Here is a 19,259-nt window from a genome sequence, read left to right as displayed (position 1 = left end):
TACGCGTTTCCGATTGGAAACGTCGCAATCGAGGCTTTCGCGGTAGCTCCGACGATATACATAGATTTCATGAACGCGCCCTATCGCCTGCATTATGCCCCCGACAACGCCTCTCTGGTGATCAGACTGGCGCTGGAAGAGATGGGCCTGCCTTATGATGCCGTATTGGTTGACCGCCGCCGGTATGAGCAAGACAGTGCAGCCTACCGGCAGTTGAACCCAAACGGGCTGATTCCGGTGCTGGACACCCCACAGGGACCAATCTTTGAAACGGCGGCCATCCTGTTGTGGCTGGCTGATACACACGGGCACCTGGCCCCGTCGCCCGAAGCCCCAGAACGGGCGGCACTTCTGAAATGGCTGTTCTTTGCATCGAACACGCTGCACGCGGACCTCCGCATTCTGTTCTATGCCGAGAAATACATTGACGCCGCGCAGGCCGACAATCTGCGCGCAGGTATCCGTCCGCGCCTGCGCCGACATTTACAGGTATTGGATGCTGAGGCGGAGAACGCACCAAACTGGCTGCACCCTGAGCAGCCCTCGGTTCTGACCATTTATCTGGCCTGCCAGATGCGGTGGATGGCGCTCTACCCCGCCAGCGCCGACCGCAGCTGGTTTCAGTTGTCGGATACCCCTCATCTGCAATCGATCCTGACGCGGCTTGAAACCCGCCCCGCAACCCAAGCCGCAACCGCAGCCGAAGGGTTGGGGGTTACACCATTCACATCCCCGAGTTACGCTACTCCTCAAGAAGGCTCAGCTACCTGACATGTTTCTATCTGTCTTCGATATGTTCAAAGTGGGCATCGGCCCGTCTTCGTCTCATACCATGGGGCCGATGGTTGCGGCCGCCCGGTTTCTGGACCTGATGCGTGCGTCGCCGTTCGAATTCGCAGGCCTGCGCGGCTCACTGCACGGCTCACTGGCCTTTACCGGGGTGGGTCACGCCACTGACCGCGCCACCATTCTCGGGCTGGCCGGGTTCGTGCCCGACACCTATGACAACGACAGGGCCGAGGTCGCGCTGGCCGAGATCGCCGATACCCATTCGGTTACACCCGAAGGTCTGCCGACACTACATTTCAACCCCAAGACCGACCTGATCTTTGACTACGACCACAACCTGCCCGGCCACGCCAACGGGATGATCCTGATGGCAACCGACGCGCAAGGCGACGTGATCCTGCGGCAGGTTTATTACTCGGTCGGCGGCGGCTTTGTACTGACCGAAGAGGAGCTGGCCGAGGGCAAGGACACCAATGACGGCCCGGCCGTGCCCTACCCGTTCCATTCGGCTGCGGAGATGCTGGAGATGGCAAAAGCCAGTGGCAAGAGCATCGCCCAGATGAAGCGCGAAAACGAAGTCGCGCGCGGCTGCCCTATTAGTTTTGCGAAGGGTTCCGCGCGCCTTTGGGAGGTCATGAACAATTGCATTGAACGCGGCCTGAAGACCGACGGCATACTGCCCGGCGGCCTGAACGTGCGACGTCGCGCCAAAGGCATTCACGAAGCTCTCCTGGCCGAACGCGGCATGAATCTGAACGCACCGCACACCATTAATGACTGGATGAGCGTCTATGCCATGGCGGTGAACGAGGAAAACGCCGCCGGTGGTCAGGTCGTCACTGCACCGACCAATGGCGCGGCGGGTACGCTGCCTGCAGTGCTGCGGTATTACCTCGACCACGTGCCCGGCGCCTCGGAAAGCCATGTTGAGGATTTCCTGCTGACCGCCGCCGCCATCGGCGGACTGGTCAAATACAACGCCTCGATCTCGGGCGCCGAGGCAGGGTGCCAGGCTGAGGTCGGCAGCGCCTCGGCCATGGCTGCGGCAGGTCTGTGCGCTGTGATGGGCGGTACACCGGAACAGGTGGAAAACGCCGCCGAGATCGCGCTGGAGCATCATCTTGGTATGACCTGCGACCCGGTCAAAGGGTTGGTGCAGGTGCCGTGCATCGAGCGCAATGGTCTGGCGGCGATCAAGGCGGTTTCAGCGGCTTCACTGGCGCTGCGTGGCGACGGTCAGCATTTCGTGCCGCTGGACGCAGCGATCGAAACCATGCGACAAACTGGTCACGATATGCATGAAAGGTACAAGGAGACGTCTTTGGGTGGTCTGGCGGTGAACGTACCCAACTGCTGATACAACGACAGGAGGGGATACCATGCGGGGTCATTGTCTGTGCGGCGCCATTCGGTACGAGGTTGATCCTCCGGCCCTGTCCTGCGTCACCTGCCATTGCGACAGTTGCAGACGGCAGTGTGCTGCTCCGATGACGACCTATTTCGGCGTACGCGACGGCCAGTGGCGCTGGACCGGCGACGCGCCGAAAGTTTTCAACTCCTCCCCCGGGGTCGAGCGCAGCTTTTGCCCGAACTGCGGTACGCCTATCTCATTCCGCTCACAATCGATGTCGGGCGTGTTGCACCTGTACGTGGCGACGCTGGAGGACCCGAGCCAGTTGGAACCCACGTTGCACGTGGCGCATGAGGAAAAGCTGTGCTGGCTGAAATTGGGCGACGACCTGCCCACCTGCATCGGGCCCGACTATACCAAGGTCCAGCCCCTGCCCTAAGCGCGGTCCGCAGCAAGACGATCTGCCCCGAGATCAATCAGCGCGGGCGGGCCAGCGCCTAGTCCGACCCGACAGAAACGCCTGCATGACCTGATCCAAAGCTTCGCGCGGGACCATCACCAACAGGCCCGGACCGTCCACGGTCAGTTCCACATCCGCCATGACCCGGTTGGATGTACCAACGCGGCCATTCGGTTCCAGCACCAGATCGTCGATCGGCCACTCCAACCCGGTGCAGTGGCCGGTTACGCGCTGAAACGGAAACAATGAAATCACATCGCCTGGCGTAAGGTTTAACCCGATCTGCGGGGGCGCGTGGAAAACGACCTCGTGCTCTCCTAACAGGATGCACGGCCGATCCTGCAACCGTACCAGAGCATTGAGAACTGCCATCTGGTGATCCAGCCGACCGCCGAGAAACCCGACCCCCAGCACAAGGGGCGCTTCGATGCTGCGCAGAGCCTTGTCGAAATCCGTGCTGTCCTGTTCACGTATAGGAAACAGGCGGTCCGCAGGAATCCGATCAAGATACGTGCTGCTCAGCGAATCAAAGTCACCGATCACCGCGTCCGGCGTCCGCCCCGAATCCATAATTGGAATCGCTCCGCCATCCGCTGCCACGACGGTATTGACGCGAATAAGCATCAGATTCAGGTCATCGGGTCCGATTTCACCGCCCCCGACCAGCCCGATTGGCGCCTCAGAGAGCACAATTTGGATATTTTTTTGAAGATTGATCATTTTTCCCGGATTTGGACACATTGAGACCACAAAATGATAGGTTCATGCTGAGAGTTGCGAGCCATAGGTGTGCCCGTCGCCGGGTGAATGGCTCTTGTAGTTTGTAAAGGACGTGCGTCTGATGGTACAGAATAACAAGGTTTTAACCGTCTCCTATGGAACCTTCTCGTGCACTTTAGAAGGTTTTGACGATTCCTTTGAGACGATGAAAGCGATTACGGAATACTTTCGCGATCTTGCCGCCGATGATCGGTTTTTCGGTTCTGAACCTCCGCAACCTGACACAGAAATGCTGACGAAAATCGCGCAGCGCGATGCGTCCCGCAAGGTCGAAACCAGCCAGAGCGACGCCGGCCTGCTTATCCGCGCTACAAACGAACCCGCCACCAACACGCCGGACCTTAACATTATCAACACTCCCCCCCCCTCGCCCCCCACTCAACCCGTGTTCACCGACGCCGAAGCCGTCGAGGACTCGCCCCCCCCTGCCGGTGATAGCATCGCCGCCAAGCTACAGCGCATCCGCGCCGTCGTATCCCATTCCGAAGAAAACTCGGTCATCTACACCGAGGACGAGGAAACGGCCCTGATGAAAAGCACGACCGGTCCGTCAGACGCGGTCGCGGCGGCATTTGCGGCCGGTTCGCTGAACCCGACTGATCTGGAAACCTCCGCAGAGGTCGACACACTGTCCGAAGCCCCCGAAGCTGAACCGGCAATGTCACAGGCTGAAGAGCCTGCCGCACCGACATTGGAAATCGAACCGGATATCTCGGCCACTGAAATCGAGGTCGAGGTCGAGATCGAAGAATCTGCCGCTCCGGCTGTTGAAACCCAACCCGAGACCCCGGCTGCGGCAATAGCGGAAGAAGTCGAAGACGAAGCCACCACATCAGATGCCTTGTTCTCGGATCTCGACGAGAGCGATGAGAACGATGAGAGCGAGCCTGAAGGCGATGAGATGACCAACATACTCAGCGATGCCAGCACTGACGTAGAACCCGTTGCGGCCGCACCTGAAGGTGTCATGACGGAAAAGGACGAGGTCCTACTGCTGGATGAGATTTCCAGTGTGGAATCCATCTTGGCCGATCGTGCCAGCACCTCGGACGCTGAGAAACCGGACTTGGAACATGATGTTTCGCGCCTGATGGACAAGGTCGGCGAGCATCTGGACAACCCGGACACAAACAACAATCGTGAAGCCTACTCTCAGTTGCGTGCAGCGGTTGCAGTAACCGAGGCCGAACGCAGTGAAAAAGGTCAGACCGATCAGAAGGATGGTGATCAGGACTACCGCGGCGATCTGTCCTCGGTCGTCAGCCCGCGCCGTCCAGAAGTAGAGGTCACCAGCAAACGCCCGACCAATGATACATCGGCGCCGCTCAAGCTGGTGGCTGAACAGCGCATCGACAACCAGACCAAGGATGCCGGACCGGTGACCCCCCGTCGCGTGACATCCGAGGCCGAGGGCGAGGAAGGTGCTGCGGAAGAAGGTGGATTTGCCCTGTTCGCTCAGGAACAAGGTGCGCAATCACTACCGGATTTGCTGGAAGCGGCGGCCGCCTATCTGTCCTTCATCGAAGGGCAGGAGCAGTTTTCGCGCCCGCAACTGATGAACAAGATTCGGTCGCTAAAGCAAGATGAATTCAACCGTGAGGAAAGCCTGCGTTCGTTCGGCCAGTTGCTGCGCGACGGCAAGATCGAAAAGGCAGGCGGTGGGCGTTTCGCAGCCTCGACTCAGATCGGGTTCCGCCCGGATGACGCGCGCGCCGCAGGGTAATCCCAACGAAATCTATTGACGATGGGCCGGAGATTTCTTCGGCCCATTTTTCTTGCACAAAGGTACCGCTTTTCCCTTTTTCTTCATTTGCAGGCGCCCCGCTATGCTGCGTCGCAGAAAAATGGTACGATCAGGCGTAGGGTGACAGCTTATCCAGCTCCCGTTCAAACAAGGGCCACACCATGTATGAACTGCCTATTCGACGCCTCAGGATGTACGACAGATCTAAAATAGAGAGTCATTTCAACAGCTTGGATACCGAGGCTCTTACGTCGCGTTTTGGTGCTCCGGTCGGTGCCGCATATGTTCAGACCTATTTGTCCGGGATGTTTGGCAACGCGGCATTGATCTTCGGCGCGTTTCCGGATTCCTGTCTGCGCGGCGTGGGGGAGTTGCGCGTTCTGCCTGACAATCAGGCGCATGTGGCCGAGGCCGCTTTTACTGTCGAAACCGCGTGGCAGGATCGCGGCATCGGGGATGCTCTGTTTTCGCGGATCATCACAGCTGCCCGGAACCGCGGAATTCGCGAAGTGCACATGGTGTGTCTGGCCACCAACCAGAAAATGCGCCGCTTGGCCGCAAAGCATGATGCAGACCTGAACCTGATGACAGGGCAGATTCAGGCAACTCTGACCGCGCCCTGGCCTACCCCGCTCAGCGTTGCTGAAGAGATTTCGGGCGAGTACTACGCAATGGCACGCGCAATCCTCAGTTGGCCCGGGCCGGATCGGCATCCGGGGTGAATTGACCCAAGCCGTCGCCCCGGGCAGCGTCTGGACCTGTTACTCAAGCGGCTGATCCGGATCTTCTTTGCCGACGCCTTTGAACACAAATTTGAACGGCAGCGCCCAGACAATACCCAAAGCGATATAGACCAGCAGTTCCAGCCAGATTGGCGGGCGGTCGAGCCAATTCACAATTGTCACCACCGCCACGATATAGACCGGCAACCCAATCAACAGCAGCACCAGCGACCAGCGGCGCCGGGCCTTGTAGCTGAGGCCGGTCTTCCCGTCGTCACCCATCAGTCAGCAAACGGGTCAGTCACCAGAATGGTGTCGTCCCGCTCCGGGCTGGTGGACAGAAGGGCTACGGGGCATTCGATCAGTTCTTCGACGCGGCGCACATATTTGATGGCGTTGGCGGGAAGGTCAGCCCAGCTGCGCGCGCCTTCTGTGGATTCGCTCCACCCTGGCATTTCTTCGTAAATCGGCTTGCAGCGCGCCTGCTGATCGGCAGCAGTGGGCAGATAGCCCAGACGTTCACCGTCCAGATTATAGCCGACGCAGATCTTCAGCGTCTCAAACCCGTCCAGTACGTCCAGCTTGGTCAGAGAAATTCCGTTCACGCCACTGGTCGCACAGGTCTGGCGCACCAGGCAGGCATCGAACCAACCACAGCGGCGCTTGCGCCCGGTAGTGGTGCCGAACTCATGCCCGCGCTCACCGAGGCGCTGGCCGTCTGCATCGTCCAACTCGGTCGGGAACGGGCCTTCACCTACACGGGTCGTGTAGGCTTTGACGATGCCCAGAACGAAATCGATCGACCCCGGACCAATACCTACACCTGTTGCCGCTTGACCGGCGATCACGTTGGACGAGGTCACGAAGGGATAGGTGCCAAAATCGATATCCAGCAACGCGCCCTGTGCCCCTTCGAAAAGGATACGTTTGCCCGCCTTGCGTTTTTCGTTCAAAACCTTCCAGACCGGAGCGGCAAAGGGCAGGATTTGCGGCGCGATTTCTTTCAACTGAGCAATCAGCGCGTCCCGGTCAACAGATTCGATCCCCAACCCCTTGCGCAGAGGATCATGGTGCTGCAACGCACGGTCCACGCGGGCCTCAAGCGTGGCCTCGTCGGCAAGATCTGCGACGCGAACAGACCGGCGGCCAACCTTGTCTTCGTACGCTGGGCCTATGCCACGGCCAGTGGTTCCGATCTTGGTGCCTTTGCTGGCGGCCTCTTCGCGTGCGCGATCCAATTCACCATGGATGGGCAGGATCAACGGCGTATTCTCGGCGATCATCAGCGTTTCAGGCGAGATATCGACGCCCTGCGCACGGATGGTTCCGATTTCCTTGATCAAATGCCACGGGTCCAACACGACACCGTTTCCGATGACGCTCAACTTGCCACCTCGCACCACGCCCGAGGGCAGCGCGTGCAGCTTGTAGACCTCACCGTCAATGACCAGCGTATGACCGGCATTATGCCCGCCCTGAAAACGCGCGATCACGTCTGCTCGCTCGCTGAGCCAGTCGACGATCTTGCCTTTTCCTTCGTCACCCCACTGGGCGCCGACAACAACCACATTGGCCATATCCGGTCCTTTTGCGCTGAATTACCAAACTCGGCTCGTATAACGAGGACAAAGCGACAGGGAAACCGGTAATTCGCCGCAGATAGGAACCGTGCCGCGCGTGGTGCCGCCGGCTGGGACACTATTGGCCAGATGAAGAGCGTACCCCCAGTTCATCTGGCCCCAAAATATCCCGGGAGAGCCGCCCGGGAAGAGCGGCGGGGGCAGCCCCCTTTACCCACTCGAAAGCTGCACTTTCAGTTGCAGTCGAGAAATGCTCGCCCCAAGTGCGAACGTTAACTCGGCCCAATCCTGACCTTGCCGATCTCGTCAAGCGCTGCGATGCAGCTTCTCCAGACCGGACTTTCGCTACCGCTGCGAAATCAGGAGCTAGCGAACTCACAGTCTGCGGACAAACCCAGCATTTACCAGGGGACCTTCAGTGGCCGCTTAGCCATCCGCGTTTTCCATTCCCCACGCCGCCAGCAGTTTCGGCAGCGCTTCGTTCCAGTCCATCACGCCGACGGTTTCCGCCCAAGCCTGGTATTGGCGGATCAGGTCTTTCTCAAGGGCGGTGTTGCGACCCGCAAGGTTGGTCAACTCGGTACGGTCGGCCTCGATGTCGTAAAGCTCCCAGGGGCAATCATGCAGTCGAACCAGCTTGAACTGACCCAGGCGGATGGCGGCATTGCCCTCATGCTCCCAGAAGATTGGCTGCTCGCGTTGCCAGTCCTTACCCTTCATAAGGCCTAGCAGAGATTCCCCCTGCAGAGGCTGGATTTCATGGCCGCCCACCTCTGACTGATAGGCGCCGCCGGTGGCTTCCAGGATGGTCGGCAGGATATCGACCACATGGCAGGCCGCATGAGCCGCTCCGCGCGGCTTGAATCCTTTTGGCCAATGGGCCACCAGAGGGGTCGATATGCCTCCCTCATGCACATAGTGCTTGTACAGGCGGAAGGGTGCGTTTGATACATTGGCCCAGGGCTTGTCATAGCTCTGAAAGGTCTGGGCATCGCCGGGGCGCAGACCGGTGACATTGCCCATGGTAATCTGCCTGCCGTCATGGGTCTTGTCCGGGTAGAACTTGGCCCAACCGTCCTCGGCCATGAACTCGGCGCAGCCGCCATTGTCGGACAGGAACAGGATCAGCGTGTTGTCGAATTGTCCGAGCCGTTTCAGGGCCGCAACCAGCGTGCCGATCGACTGGTCCATGCGATCCACCATCGCCGCATAGGTGGCCATCTTGCCGGCCTCCCAGTCACGGTGCCGTTCCTGTTCCCAGTCATGTACGGTGCTGTCGCGGGGCGAGATTTCCCAGCCGCGCTGGAACACGCCCTGACCATTCATGGTTTCATGGCGCGCGGTGCGGATATGGTCCCAGCCTCTTGAATAGACTCCATCGTATTTTGCGATGTCCTCGGGGTGGGCGTGCAGCGGCCAGTGTGGCGCGGTGTGGGCGAGGTAGAGGAAGAAGGGTTTTTCATCCGCCACAGCGCCTTCGATCATACCGATAGCCTTATCGGTGATGGCGTCGGTGAAATAGAAATCGTCCGGGAAGGTTTCGACCCGGCTGTCATCCTCCAGTATGTAATGCGGCGAAAAGAAATGGGTGGCCCCGTCCATGATCCCGTAGAAGCGGTCAAAGCCGCGCTGGCGCGGGGTCGGGTGTTCAACGTCACCCACCCGCCAGCAGTCCACGCTTCGCGGCTCGAAATCGCCGGCCACATGCCATTTGCCGGACATCAATGTGGCATAACCGCTGGCGCGCAGATGCTCGGCAATGGTGGCGCTGTCATTGCGCAGGAAGCCCTGATAGGCAGGCGTGCCCAGATTGGCGCCCATATGTCCGACGCCGGCATTATGCGGGTAGAGCCCCGTCAGCAGTGACGCCCGCGTCGGGCAGCAGCGGGCACAGTTGTACATCGCAGACAGCATCAAGCCCTCGCGCGCAAGGGCGTCTATATTGGGAGTCTGGATTTCAGACCCGGTGCAGCCAAGGTCAGCAAACCCCATGTCGTCTGCCAGGATCAGGATGACATTGGGCCGGGTGGATTTACCCTGGGGGCTATTGCTGGTCATACTGAGCTTTCATCAGCGGTCAGGATACGGGGGCGGAGGCAAGCGGACCGCCCTCGACAGTGACACGGTGCATCAGGCGGCGGAAGCCGCGATAATCGTTGATCGCTTTGTGCCATGTGGCACGGTTGTCCCACATGGTAATGTCACCGGCCCGCCAGCGCACGCGGCATTGAAACTCCGGTTGCTGGCAATGGGCATAAAGCATGGCCAGAAGCGCCGAGGATTCTTCCGGGGTCAGCCCTTCAATGCGGGTAGTGAAGACCGGGTTCACAAAAAGGCCGCGCCGTCCACTAAGCGGATGGGTGATGACCACCGGATGCCGGGCGTCCTGGGTGGCAGCCTCTGCATTGCTCAGACGGCCCGATTTCACCGCCTCGCTGTCCATCGCGGCGGCGCCGAACACATGACGCGAGGAATGCACGGCCGTCAGACCATCTAGAAACCGGCGCATGGGCGCTGAGAGCGCCTCATAGGCGGCGCCCATCGAGACAAACAGCGTGTCGCCGCCATAGGGCGGCATCTCTATGGCGTGCAAAATGGAACCCGTCGCCGGTTCCTGATCATAGGAATGATCGGTATGCCACCCCTCACCAACGGCCTCTGTCTGGTCCTTCTCTTTCAGGACCGTGGCGATTTCCGGGTGGCCCTCGACCGGTTTGAAGAACCTGTTGACATTCACCGGCCCGAAACGGCGGGCAAAGGCCAGGTGATCTTCTGGCCCTGCGGTCTGCCCCCGTAGCACGATCACCGAATATTCCGCAAATGCGTCCCGGATGGCGCTGAAATCCTCGCTGCGGCGGATATCCGCCCCCAGGATTTCCGCACCCAAACCGCCGGTCATTGGCAAAATCTCCATGACATCCTCCGCTGTCGCCTGCAGGCAGTATAGGGTCTGTCCTAAAACCGGAAAAACTGATTAAATCTGACTCAAAGAGAGATTTTTCCAATGGTTCGCTTCACCCTTCGCCAGCTCACCTACCTAACGGAAACCGCACGGCAGGGCGGTTTTGCCCAGGCGGCGCGGCAGCTGAATGTCTCTGCGGCGGCTATCGCCTCGGCACTGGACAAACTGGAGGCCGCCACCGGCCTGACCCTGTTTGACCGGTTTCCGGCACAAGGCATGCGGCTGACCCGTGCTGGCGAGACGTTCGCCACCCAGGCCGAGGCACTGCTGACGCAGGCCGCTGCGTTGGACCGGCAAGCCGCGGATCTGGCGTTTGGCCGCACCGGCAGGATCCACATTGGCACCCATCACGCACTGGCGCAGCAGATCGTCCTGCCTGCGGTGCTTGCTTTCCGCGAAAGCCATCCGGGCGTCCGTATTGAGGTGAAGGAAGCGGACTACCCGGCATTGGTGGCCGCGCTGGACACTGGCGAGGTTGATGCGCTGGTGGTCTTTGACCAGGGGTTCGATCCCGGCCGGCATGAGATTGAAGTTCTTTTGGAGCTGCCGCCCCTGATTCTGTTGTCAGGCTCGCACCCTTTGGCAGCGAAAGCGCGGATCAGCCTGTCCGACCTGACCGGTCTGCCATATATCTCCGTCTCGCCCGCTGGCCCCGGGCCCAGTTACCTGCAACTGCTGCAGGCCGCAGGCATTCACCCCGAAGTGCCGTTCCAGTCCCAGTCACGCGAGCTTGTTCAGGCTTACGTCGGCAAGGGGTTCGGCTTCACGCTTGCCGGCTTCCCGCCCAAACAGGACTGCACAACTGAAGGCGACCCAATCGTTGCGCGGCCGCTCAAGGAAAGCATCGGTCATTACAGGGTGGTGATTGCCCGCTCGCGCCAAGCCGCGCAGACAGCGTTGGTTGACCGTTTTCGAGAGATTTGCAGGTCGCCGATCTCTATTTCCGGTCTTGCAGGTATCCATAGATCTGCAAACCTGTGAAGCTGCCGTTCGTCATTTCTGCAGCATCCGTCGCTCTGAGCTCGTTGCAGTCATCGCAGTCACCGCAGCATCTCTCCTCAAGTCCCGAACCGCCATGCCGAGGACGGGCCTTTGCGGACATTGGACCGGCGACCGAGATGCTGCGCTGCGGCCCGTCGAACCTGCCGTTCGCTGCGCTTGCGAAATTAGGGTTTGTAGAACTTACAATCTGCGGGCAAAGCCGCCACCTGAAGTCGTCGGTTTTAGGTCTGCTTTGCGATCAACACGCCAGCTCACGGTCGAATTGCATGCGAAATAATCTGACTCGATCCATTTGTTCATACGATCAGAATACAAATGACTTAAGGATATCCAACAAACTGCGGCCCAAACAGAGAAATGTGATTATCAAATTTGAGCCTCAGATAGCCGTGGCAGAAGGCAACTTTGTCTCCGTCAACTCAGATGCCAGCGTCAGTGAGAAATCCTGGTCTTTCTTCGACCTATGGGGTGTTGAGGATGGAAAGATCGTCAAGCATTGGGATGTCGCTTCATTCACCCCAACGGAAATGGCATGCGGGAACGGCAAGTTCTGATTTTAGGGGAGTATCGGTGGACCGGAATAGGCTGCCTCGCCAAGACAATTCGCTCGGCTCAGCACCTTGCGACGAAGCCGATTATTTTTTATCGGAAAGGCGCCAAACTGGCTGTTCACCAAAGCCTCGGATCATCTTCGCGCCCATATCTTCCATGTCGAACTCATCGTTGAGGATATGCGCAACGTTGCCCTGCACCGTAATCTGCATAGGTTCGGAAAACTCCTGAAGCCTGGAAGCCAGATTAACCGCTGGTCCGAAAATGTCGTAGACGTACTTTTGAATGCCAACGACTGACCCCACAACGGAACCCGAAGCCAACCCGATCCTGCACCGCCACTGGTGGGGGTGGCTCAGGTTTCGGCGATTCAGATAGCGCACGAACCTTATTGCCGTATTGGCAATCGCCTTGGCGTGATCTGGGGTTGGGTCTGGCAAACCAGCGACGGTTATGTAGGCATCACCGATCGTCTTGATACGTTCGCAACCAAACTGTTCACCGATGCGATCAAACGCGCTGTAGATATCGTTCAGTTCGGTTACAGTGACGCTTGGATCTTGCGCGGCGACCATCTCCGTGAACCCGACAAAATCGAGCATCAGCACCGACACCGGATCATAAAGCTGAGGTGTCACGACGCCAAATGTTTTGTACTCTTCATAAACAGATCGCGGCATCAGGTTCAGCAGTAGTTTTTCCACCTGTTCCTTTTCCCGCTTCAGCTCGCGCGTATTGCGTTCGACCATCATCGAGTATGAATCGATCATCGACTCCAGTTCTTTGATGCGGGTGATATTCTGGCAGACAAGAACAAGCACATCCTCATCTGCGACCGTAAAGTCGAGCGCGATGACTAACGTTCTGCGCTTTTTCTTGAAACTGATCTCAGACGTGTATCGCCGTGTCTCAAACAAGCTTTTTTGAACCGCAATCAGATCCAGATCAGGAAAAAGCTGCTGCAGGTGATCCGACTGATTATCACCAATGAACCACTCGTCAAATGTGTCATTGCGGAAACCGAACTTCAGCGTTTCACGATCCAAAAGTGCAACGCCCACACCAATCGCGCGCAGCAGTTGTTCATTGATGGCTTCTATAGTCATGGCTTACCTAACAATCAGGGAACGGCGTTTGCCGAATTCCGTAACAACCGCGTCAATGTCTTCTGCCGCTACGTTGTGTTTTTCCAGAGCACCTTGCAACACTGCTTCAAGCTCATCGAAATGGGCGTTCGTGATGTCCAGATGAGAATGCATGCGACGCAACTGTTCATCCGTGTACGAAGCCGGACCGCCAAGAAGTGACGCAATAAATTTGGTCTGGTGGTCGACCATCCGGCTCATGTCGACATTGTCAAAGAAGGGTCCGACCTCATCGTTTTCAAGAAGAATGTCATAGAATGAGATCACGATCTTGCTGATCCTCGAAAAACCACCGTATTTCTCATAAAGTGTAGGTGCAGCCATACTAAAACCTTTCCAAAACTGACTAATCGGACATGCCTGTCGCAAATCGTCACTGCTCTTTCGCATAAAGCCAAAGAGCAGTGAGTGCGGGTAATACGACTAGCGACGCTGCGCGATAAACTCGGCATATTCCGATGAAATGCACAGCGTTTCATTGGTCGAGATATCGAATTTCTCGATCAGCGCCATGATATCATTGCGCAGAGCGGCTTGCCCTTCCGCATCCAGAGCGTCAAACGCCTTTTGCATGGGGCCATAGAAAGTCCGGAAGTACTCCAGAAAGTGTTCCGCTGATCTGTAACGGAACATGAAGTTCTTGCGTCTAAACGACGTAACATCACAATTGGCACCGAAGGTGTCTTCGACCCAGTCCTGGCTTCCCCACAGAGCGGGTGATTGTACGCCAGCGGGCGGCGGCACGTGCTTGCCAATTGTTTTGAACAACAGGCCGATGAAGCTCTCAGGTGTCCAGTTCGCCATACCGATCTTGCCGCCATGTTTCACGACGCGCTGCAGCTCCGCTGCGGATTGCTGTTGATTTGGCGTGAACATTACCCCGAACGTAGATACGACGGCGTCAAACGATTGATCTTTGAACGGCAGGTTTTCCGCATCAGCGACCTTGTAGGTGACAAATAGATCTTCTGCCTTGGCGCGCTGGCTGCTGGCTTCTAGCAGGGCCTCGACATAATCCGTCGAGGTGACATTGCAAAAGCGCCGCGCAAAGGCCAGTGTGGCGTTACCATTCCCGGCTGCAACATCAAGCACTTTGGCATCCGGCATCATATCCATGGCCTCGGCAAGTTCTTCGCCGGTGATCTGGAGCGTCACCCCAACTTTGCTGTAATCGCCTGACCCCCAAGCAACGTTTTGCTTGGCTTTGATCACAGTGAAATCCGTTGTGGAATCGATTGCAGTTTGAATACTCATTTCTTGTTCCTCTTGGCAGTTACTGGCTTGACACCAGCGGTTGAAATCCGAGCTGCGACACAGAGCGCAGACGGCTTATGCAGCTTCCCGTTCCGGCCAGCTGATGTTTACGACGGGCCGTTCTGCGCTGGCCACGTGCTCAAGAATTCTCGAATTGGTCCACTCGGGCTGAAAAACCGGCGCCATGTGGCCAAGCTCTGGCAGCAATGCGCTCCTTGCGTTTGGCAAAGCCTTAGCAATAGCCACCGACACATGCTGGGTGATCTCTGGTGATTCCAGGCCGGTCATGACCAGCGTGGGAACTTCCAGACTGGACAGATCCTTTAGCGTCCAGTTTTCAGCAAACCCGTTGGCAAAATCGGTCATGATTGAAACGATCTGCTGAGCAAAGCGGGTTTGAGCGGGAACGGACAGCGCATCCCAGAACCCCTTTTCGTTCCAGAAGTCCAGAAAATGACGCATCCCAGCTTCGGCGTCGCCATCCGCAGCCGCAGCCGTCACTACGCCAGATAACAATTGGATCTGATTGAACAGTTGCCGGCTGACCATGTCCCCATGCTTGAGAAAGTGAAACGCGGCGGGTTCATAAATCGTCAGGCTTTTGACAAGATCGGGACGCATCAGCGCGATCTTGATGGCAATGCCGCCCCCATTGGAATGACCAACCAGATGTACGGCACGTCCCATGGCCTCAATTTCCCGGATCACGGGGATTGCTGAAACTGCTGCCCCCTTCTGCGCGAAGTCTCCGACCAGAGGGGCGCTGCCATAGCCAGGCAGATCGAAAGCATGCACTTCAAAGCGGCCCTCCAGATCTGCTGCCAGCTGGCTCCACTGTCCACCATTCGACGCTGAAGAATGTAAGGCAACAACAGGTGCGTTTATCGTTTCAGTAGGTTTAAATGAAATGGTCATCGTACTCACCCAATTGCATTAGCGATGGGAATTAACTGACCTTCCAATGTTTCAATGTGATTTCTGAAAGCAGCGCAAAATGTTTCATTTGTAGCTATGTGAACCAGGTCACTCAACGCGCTATCCACCTAGAATAAAAACAGATTTTAGGCAGCCACTGGAACGGAGTCGCACACTCTGAAACAATTGAAACACTAGGCTCTGATTTTGAAATGGCACTGAAACAATGATATCTTAGAAATTAGGGATGACGATGGGTAAGGCAAACGATCTGGCAGAAGTCGAGAAGGCAAGAGATCTTCTTCGTGACGCCATTGAAGCGCTCAAGGAAGGGTTCGCCCTTTACGATGACGATCGTCGACTTGTCATGTTCAATCAAAGATATGCCGAGATGAACAAAGGGGTCGCGGACCTGCTGGAGCCCGGTCTAGACTGGGAAATACTGATGCGGGAAACCGCGCGCCGGGGAATCTATGCCGACGCCATAGGCAACGAACAGCAATGGGTTTCAGATCGGCTGGCCAACGGTATCGAGTTCATTCAAGACTATGAGTTGACCGAAACTGACGGGCGAACTTATCTGGTTTCCGTGCATCCGACGGAACTCGGTGGTTTTGTTGTCACGCGCGAAGACATTACCGCCCGAAAGCAGGCCGAAGTCGAAGAACGCGACGGTGATATTCTGATCCGTAAGGTTCTGGATGCCAGCTCGGCGATTGTTACAATGGCACGGATTGGTGACGGTCAGATTTTGTACCGCACACCCGCCGCTCTTCAGATGTTCGGCCCCGCACGGTCAGCAAGAGAGCATTACCTCAGGCCAGAAGAGCGCGCGGATTTTATCACTTTGCTTTTGGCTGATGGGCAGGTGAAGGACTACAAACTTGATCTGGTTAACGCGGAAGGGAAAACCTTTCCCGCCTCGATTTCTTCTCAGTTGATTGACTACAAGGGCGAAGAAGTCATCGTTACCAGCATTATCGATCTGACTGTTCAAAAAGAGGCGGACGCCCTCATCCGTCAGGTCATGGAGGCCTATCCTGCCGCCATCAACATGACACATGCCGAAACCGGTGAAGTGCTTTTCGCCACCCCGGAAATCAGAGCGTTGTTTGGCGACTCCAAAAACTCAAAATCGTATTATGCAGATCCCAACGAGCGCCAACGCTATCTGAAGGATCTGCGACAGGCGGGCTGGCTGAAAGACCGCCGCATGGAATTTGTCGACGTTAATGGGCGGACGTTCTGGGCTGCAGATTCATCCCGCCTTATCGAGTTCAATGGTGAAGAAGTCATTGTTTCAAACACGCGCGACCTGACCGATGAGCTGGCGATCGAAGCAGAACTTGAAAAACAACGAGAGCTGGTGTTTCAGAACGAAAAGATGTCCGCCCTTGGCGAGCTGCTTGCCGGGGTTGCGCATGAGCTGAACAACCCGCTCTCCGTTGTTGTGGGCCATTCGCTCATGCTGAGAGAAGAAATTTCGGATCCCGATTTGACACTCAGAATCGACAAGATCGGCAACGCCGCCGAGCGCTGTGCAAAGATCGTAAAGACCTTCCTTGCCATGGCGCGTCAACAACCCAGCAAGATCGAACATGTCGATGTAGCCGGAATGATCGATACCGCAGCGGATGTAGCGGGTTACGGCAGCACGTCGGATGAAATTCGAATTCAGCGAAGCATACCTGCGGATTTGCCACCTATTGCCGGGGATGCTGATCAGCTGACGCAGGTCATTCTCAACCTGATAATCAACGCAGAACAAGCGATGACGTCGGCCGGCATCGGTGACGAAATCGTGTTGTCTGCCGAAATCAAACCGGACAAAGGGATTGTGGAAATTACAGTTCGGGACAACGGACCCGGAATTCCCAAGGCCATTCGTCAACGCATTTTCGAGCCATTTTTCACCACAAAAGAAGTAGGCGACGGAACCGGAATTGGATTGGCATTCTGCCACCGGATTGTCCTGTCTCATGGTGGTCAGATCGGGTTGGAAAAAGCCAACGAAACTGGAACTTGTTTTCGGATCACCCTGCCTGTCGCGGTGTCTGACGTCAGCACTACTGACGAGCCGCCTGAAATCTCACCGAACGTTGTCAGACACCGGGCCTTGGTCGTAGATGATGAAGTTGAAGTAGGTGAACTGAACGCCGAAATTCTTAGAAAAGAAGGGCTCCATGTTGATTTTGTCACGTCGGGTGAAGAGGCGCTCAGCCGTCTGCAATCTGCCAAATACGATATCTTTCTAAGTGATTTGAACATGCCGGGCATTGACGGTCGAAAGATCTATGAAGCTCTGTTGGTACATTTCCCTCATATGCTAAGCAGAACAGCATACATTACCGGCGACACAATGGGGGAAAGCTCATTGGGATTGCTGCGCGAATCCGGCCTTCCATACCTGGAAAAACCTGTCTCTCCGTCAGAGCTCAGAACGCTTGTCGGAACACTACTCGCCGACCAGAAGGACCTCTCCGATGGATAATCAAGACACTCACATACTGGTTTGCGATGACGAAATCGATGTGCGCGAGATGCTTCAGGAATACCTAAGCAAACGTGGTTACAGGGTTTCCGCCGCGTCTGGAGGGGAAGAACTTCGGACGATAATTTCAGCAGAGGCCGTAGATGTCATGATTATGGACATCAACATGCCCAAAGAAGACGGTCTATCAATACTGCGATCCCTTCGCCCAGAAAACACAACACCAGTGATCATGCTCACTGCGGCGGGTGATGTTGTAGATCGTATCATCGGTTTGGAAATGGGTGCTGATGACTATCTGGGCAAACCCGTCGATCTTCGTGAGCTTGAGGCCAGGATCAAGGCGATCCTACGTCGAGGGGCCATCACTGAACCGGCGTCTGTCACGAACGACAGTGATGGAGCACGTTTTGGGAACTACACGCTGAACAACGAAGCGGCAAAACTTCTGGCCCCGGATGGGTCCGAAGTTCAGTTGACCGCAATGGAATACAGGTTGCTAAAGGTTTTCGCGGATAACAAAGGGCGCGTCTTAAACCGAGATCAGCTATTGGAACAGGCACACGATCGATCCTGGGATCCTTTCGACCGCAGCATCGACATCAGAATTTCAAGATTGCGTCGCAAGCTCGAATCCAACCCCGAAAAGCCGGAGATAATCAGAACCGTACGCGGAATCGGTTACCTGTATGATCCAAAGTAATAACACCCGTGAGCAACTTGGGCTCACAACGGACCCCAGTGCCGTTGCAGAAAGGCTCCCTGCCCCGCCAATAACTGATCACACGGATCGGCCCAAAGCCGACATTCTTATACCCGGCTAGTCGACAAAGTTTCTTCCCCGAACCGGACCTTCGTGCACGGCGTAGCAACGTCTGGTGTGCGGATTAAGCTGCTGATTGCAGATGCTGCTCGGACCTGCCAAATTGAAGCGCCCAACAACCGCACTTCGGATTGGATCAACACTACATTATTCTGGAAGCCCTGCCTCGCGAAGACCTTTCTAGAAGCGCTCCTGTCCGACAGGGTCTGTGATCTGGATGTCGGTCATATCTTCAGATCAAGGCGCGGCTTCCAAAACGGGCGAAAAAGTTCGATCTTAGGACAACGGTCCATTACGACTTTGAGACCCGCGCTTTCGGCGAGTAATGCCGCTTTTTCGTCGTATACGCCGATCTGACCCCAAAGAACTTTGGCCCCGATTGCGATTGCCTTCTCGGCGAAACCATAGAATTCTTCCTTGGGACGGAAGACGTCAACCATATCAATGGGTTTGTCGATCTCTTCCAGTGAGTGGTAGACCTTAAAACCCCTGATTTCAGAGACGTTCGGGTTCGGATTGACCGGCAATATATCGTACCCGATTTCACTGAGCTGCCGCAGTACGCCGTAGCTGAATTTGGTTTTGTCAGCGCTCGCGCCGACCATCGCGATAGTTTTGACGGACTTCAGAATGTCGGCAAGATATTTAGGGTCGTAATCATACAGTCGGTCGATATCTGCTTCGGGCAT

Annotated in this window: 19 protein-coding genes; 9 read left to right on the top strand and 10 right to left on the bottom strand. The window is 56.6% G+C overall.

What is annotated here, in order from left to right; translation table 11 throughout:
* Window positions 1-69 precede the first annotated feature (69 nt).
* The 3 genes from AC2FEE_RS01330 to AC2FEE_RS01320 are packed head-to-tail and all read left to right on the top strand — an operon-like array spanning window position 70 to window position 2,579.
* Window positions 70-771: a glutathione S-transferase family protein gene (locus tag AC2FEE_RS01330; RefSeq protein ID WP_496862539.1), complete on the top strand. Its 702-nt coding sequence runs from the start codon at window positions 70-72 to the stop codon at window positions 769-771.
* A 1-nt stretch (window position 772) separates the two neighbouring features.
* The gene (locus AC2FEE_RS01325) at window positions 773-2,146 is read left to right on the top strand and encodes an L-serine ammonia-lyase (RefSeq protein ID WP_496862537.1); all 1,374 of its coding nucleotides are present in this window, start codon (window positions 773-775) and stop codon (window positions 2,144-2,146) included.
* Between the two features lie 22 nt (window positions 2,147-2,168).
* The gene (locus tag AC2FEE_RS01320) at window positions 2,169-2,579 is read left to right on the top strand and encodes a GFA family protein (RefSeq protein WP_496862536.1); all 411 of its coding nucleotides are present in this window, start codon (window positions 2,169-2,171) and stop codon (window positions 2,577-2,579) included.
* Between the two features lie 33 nt (window positions 2,580-2,612).
* On the opposite strand, the gene AC2FEE_RS01315 is transcribed toward AC2FEE_RS01320, so the two are convergent.
* Entirely contained in the window at window positions 2,613-3,320 is a 708-nt protein-coding gene (locus AC2FEE_RS01315; RefSeq protein ID WP_496862534.1) for a thiamine diphosphokinase, read from the bottom strand.
* 205 nt (window positions 3,321-3,525) lie between these two features.
* On the opposite strand from AC2FEE_RS01315, the gene AC2FEE_RS01310 reads away from it, so the two are divergent.
* Window positions 3,526-5,103 (top strand): hypothetical protein, encoded by a 1,578-nt coding sequence (locus AC2FEE_RS01310; protein WP_496862532.1) that lies wholly within the window; start codon window positions 3,526-3,528, stop codon window positions 5,101-5,103.
* Between the two features lie 182 nt (window positions 5,104-5,285).
* Window positions 5,286-5,846, top strand: a complete 561-nt coding sequence (locus AC2FEE_RS01305) for a GNAT family N-acetyltransferase (protein ID WP_496862531.1) — start codon at window positions 5,286-5,288, stop codon at window positions 5,844-5,846.
* A gap of 39 nt (window positions 5,847-5,885) precedes the next feature.
* On the opposite strand, the gene AC2FEE_RS01300 is transcribed toward AC2FEE_RS01305, so the two are convergent.
* The 4 genes from AC2FEE_RS01300 to AC2FEE_RS01285 form a co-directional block, all read right to left on the bottom strand.
* Window positions 5,886-6,128 (bottom strand): DUF2842 domain-containing protein, encoded by a 243-nt coding sequence (locus AC2FEE_RS01300; protein WP_496862530.1) that lies wholly within the window; start codon window positions 6,126-6,128, stop codon window positions 5,886-5,888.
* A complete protein-coding gene (locus AC2FEE_RS01295) occupies window positions 6,128-7,423 on the bottom strand; it encodes an adenylosuccinate synthase (RefSeq protein ID WP_496862529.1) in 1,296 nt (431 codons plus the stop codon). The genes AC2FEE_RS01300 and AC2FEE_RS01295 overlap by 1 nt, the downstream gene beginning before the upstream one ends.
* A gap of 429 nt (window positions 7,424-7,852) precedes the next feature.
* Complete coding sequence (locus AC2FEE_RS01290; RefSeq protein ID WP_496862528.1) at window positions 7,853-9,484, bottom strand: arylsulfatase; 1,632 nt, start codon at window positions 9,482-9,484, stop codon at window positions 7,853-7,855.
* A 19-nt stretch (window positions 9,485-9,503) separates the two neighbouring features.
* A complete protein-coding gene (locus AC2FEE_RS01285) occupies window positions 9,504-10,340 on the bottom strand; it encodes a TauD/TfdA dioxygenase family protein (protein ID WP_496862527.1) in 837 nt (278 codons plus the stop codon).
* A 90-nt stretch (window positions 10,341-10,430) separates the two neighbouring features.
* Here AC2FEE_RS01285 and AC2FEE_RS01280 point away from each other — a divergent pair, with 90 nt between their 5' ends.
* Complete coding sequence (locus tag AC2FEE_RS01280; RefSeq protein WP_496862526.1) at window positions 10,431-11,369, top strand: LysR family transcriptional regulator; 939 nt, start codon at window positions 10,431-10,433, stop codon at window positions 11,367-11,369.
* A 137-nt stretch (window positions 11,370-11,506) separates the two neighbouring features.
* Window positions 11,507-11,944 carry a hypothetical protein gene (locus tag AC2FEE_RS01275; protein ID WP_496862525.1) on the top strand — a complete coding sequence of 146 codons (438 nt, stop codon included), beginning with the start codon at window positions 11,507-11,509 and terminating at the stop codon, window positions 11,942-11,944.
* Between the two features lie 81 nt (window positions 11,945-12,025).
* Here AC2FEE_RS01275 and AC2FEE_RS01270 read toward each other — a convergent pair whose 3' ends face one another.
* The 4 genes from AC2FEE_RS01270 to AC2FEE_RS01255 all read right to left on the bottom strand — a co-directional run bounded on the left by AC2FEE_RS01270 (window position 12,026) and on the right by AC2FEE_RS01255 (window position 15,256).
* Window positions 12,026-13,048 (bottom strand): adenylate/guanylate cyclase domain-containing protein, encoded by a 1,023-nt coding sequence (locus AC2FEE_RS01270; protein ID WP_496862524.1) that lies wholly within the window; start codon window positions 13,046-13,048, stop codon window positions 12,026-12,028.
* A gap of 3 nt (window positions 13,049-13,051) precedes the next feature.
* Window positions 13,052-13,411 (bottom strand): group I truncated hemoglobin, encoded by a 360-nt coding sequence (locus AC2FEE_RS01265; RefSeq protein WP_496862522.1) that lies wholly within the window; start codon window positions 13,409-13,411, stop codon window positions 13,052-13,054.
* A gap of 99 nt (window positions 13,412-13,510) precedes the next feature.
* Window positions 13,511-14,341, bottom strand: a complete 831-nt coding sequence (locus tag AC2FEE_RS01260; protein ID WP_496862520.1) for a class I SAM-dependent methyltransferase — start codon at window positions 14,339-14,341, stop codon at window positions 13,511-13,513.
* 75 nt (window positions 14,342-14,416) lie between these two features.
* Entirely contained in the window at window positions 14,417-15,256 is an 840-nt protein-coding gene (locus AC2FEE_RS01255; RefSeq protein ID WP_496862519.1) for an alpha/beta fold hydrolase, read from the bottom strand.
* A gap of 253 nt (window positions 15,257-15,509) precedes the next feature.
* Here AC2FEE_RS01255 and AC2FEE_RS01250 point away from each other — a divergent pair, with 253 nt between their 5' ends.
* Window positions 15,510-17,747 carry an ATP-binding protein gene (locus AC2FEE_RS01250; RefSeq protein WP_496862518.1) on the top strand — a complete coding sequence of 746 codons (2,238 nt, stop codon included), beginning with the start codon at window positions 15,510-15,512 and terminating at the stop codon, window positions 17,745-17,747.
* Window positions 17,740-18,450, top strand: coding sequence for a response regulator (locus AC2FEE_RS01245; RefSeq protein ID WP_496862517.1), 711 nt, complete (start codon window positions 17,740-17,742; stop codon window positions 18,448-18,450). The genes AC2FEE_RS01250 and AC2FEE_RS01245 overlap by 8 nt, the downstream gene beginning before the upstream one ends.
* 344 nt (window positions 18,451-18,794) lie before the next feature.
* On the opposite strand, the gene AC2FEE_RS01240 is transcribed toward AC2FEE_RS01245, so the two are convergent.
* Window positions 18,795-19,259, bottom strand: coding sequence for a CoA-binding protein (locus AC2FEE_RS01240; RefSeq protein ID WP_496862516.1), 465 nt, complete (start codon window positions 19,257-19,259; stop codon window positions 18,795-18,797).

It is taken from the genome of Ruegeria sp. YTSC199, assembly GCF_059609725.1.
This window is presented reverse-complemented; position numbering and strand designations above follow the sequence as displayed.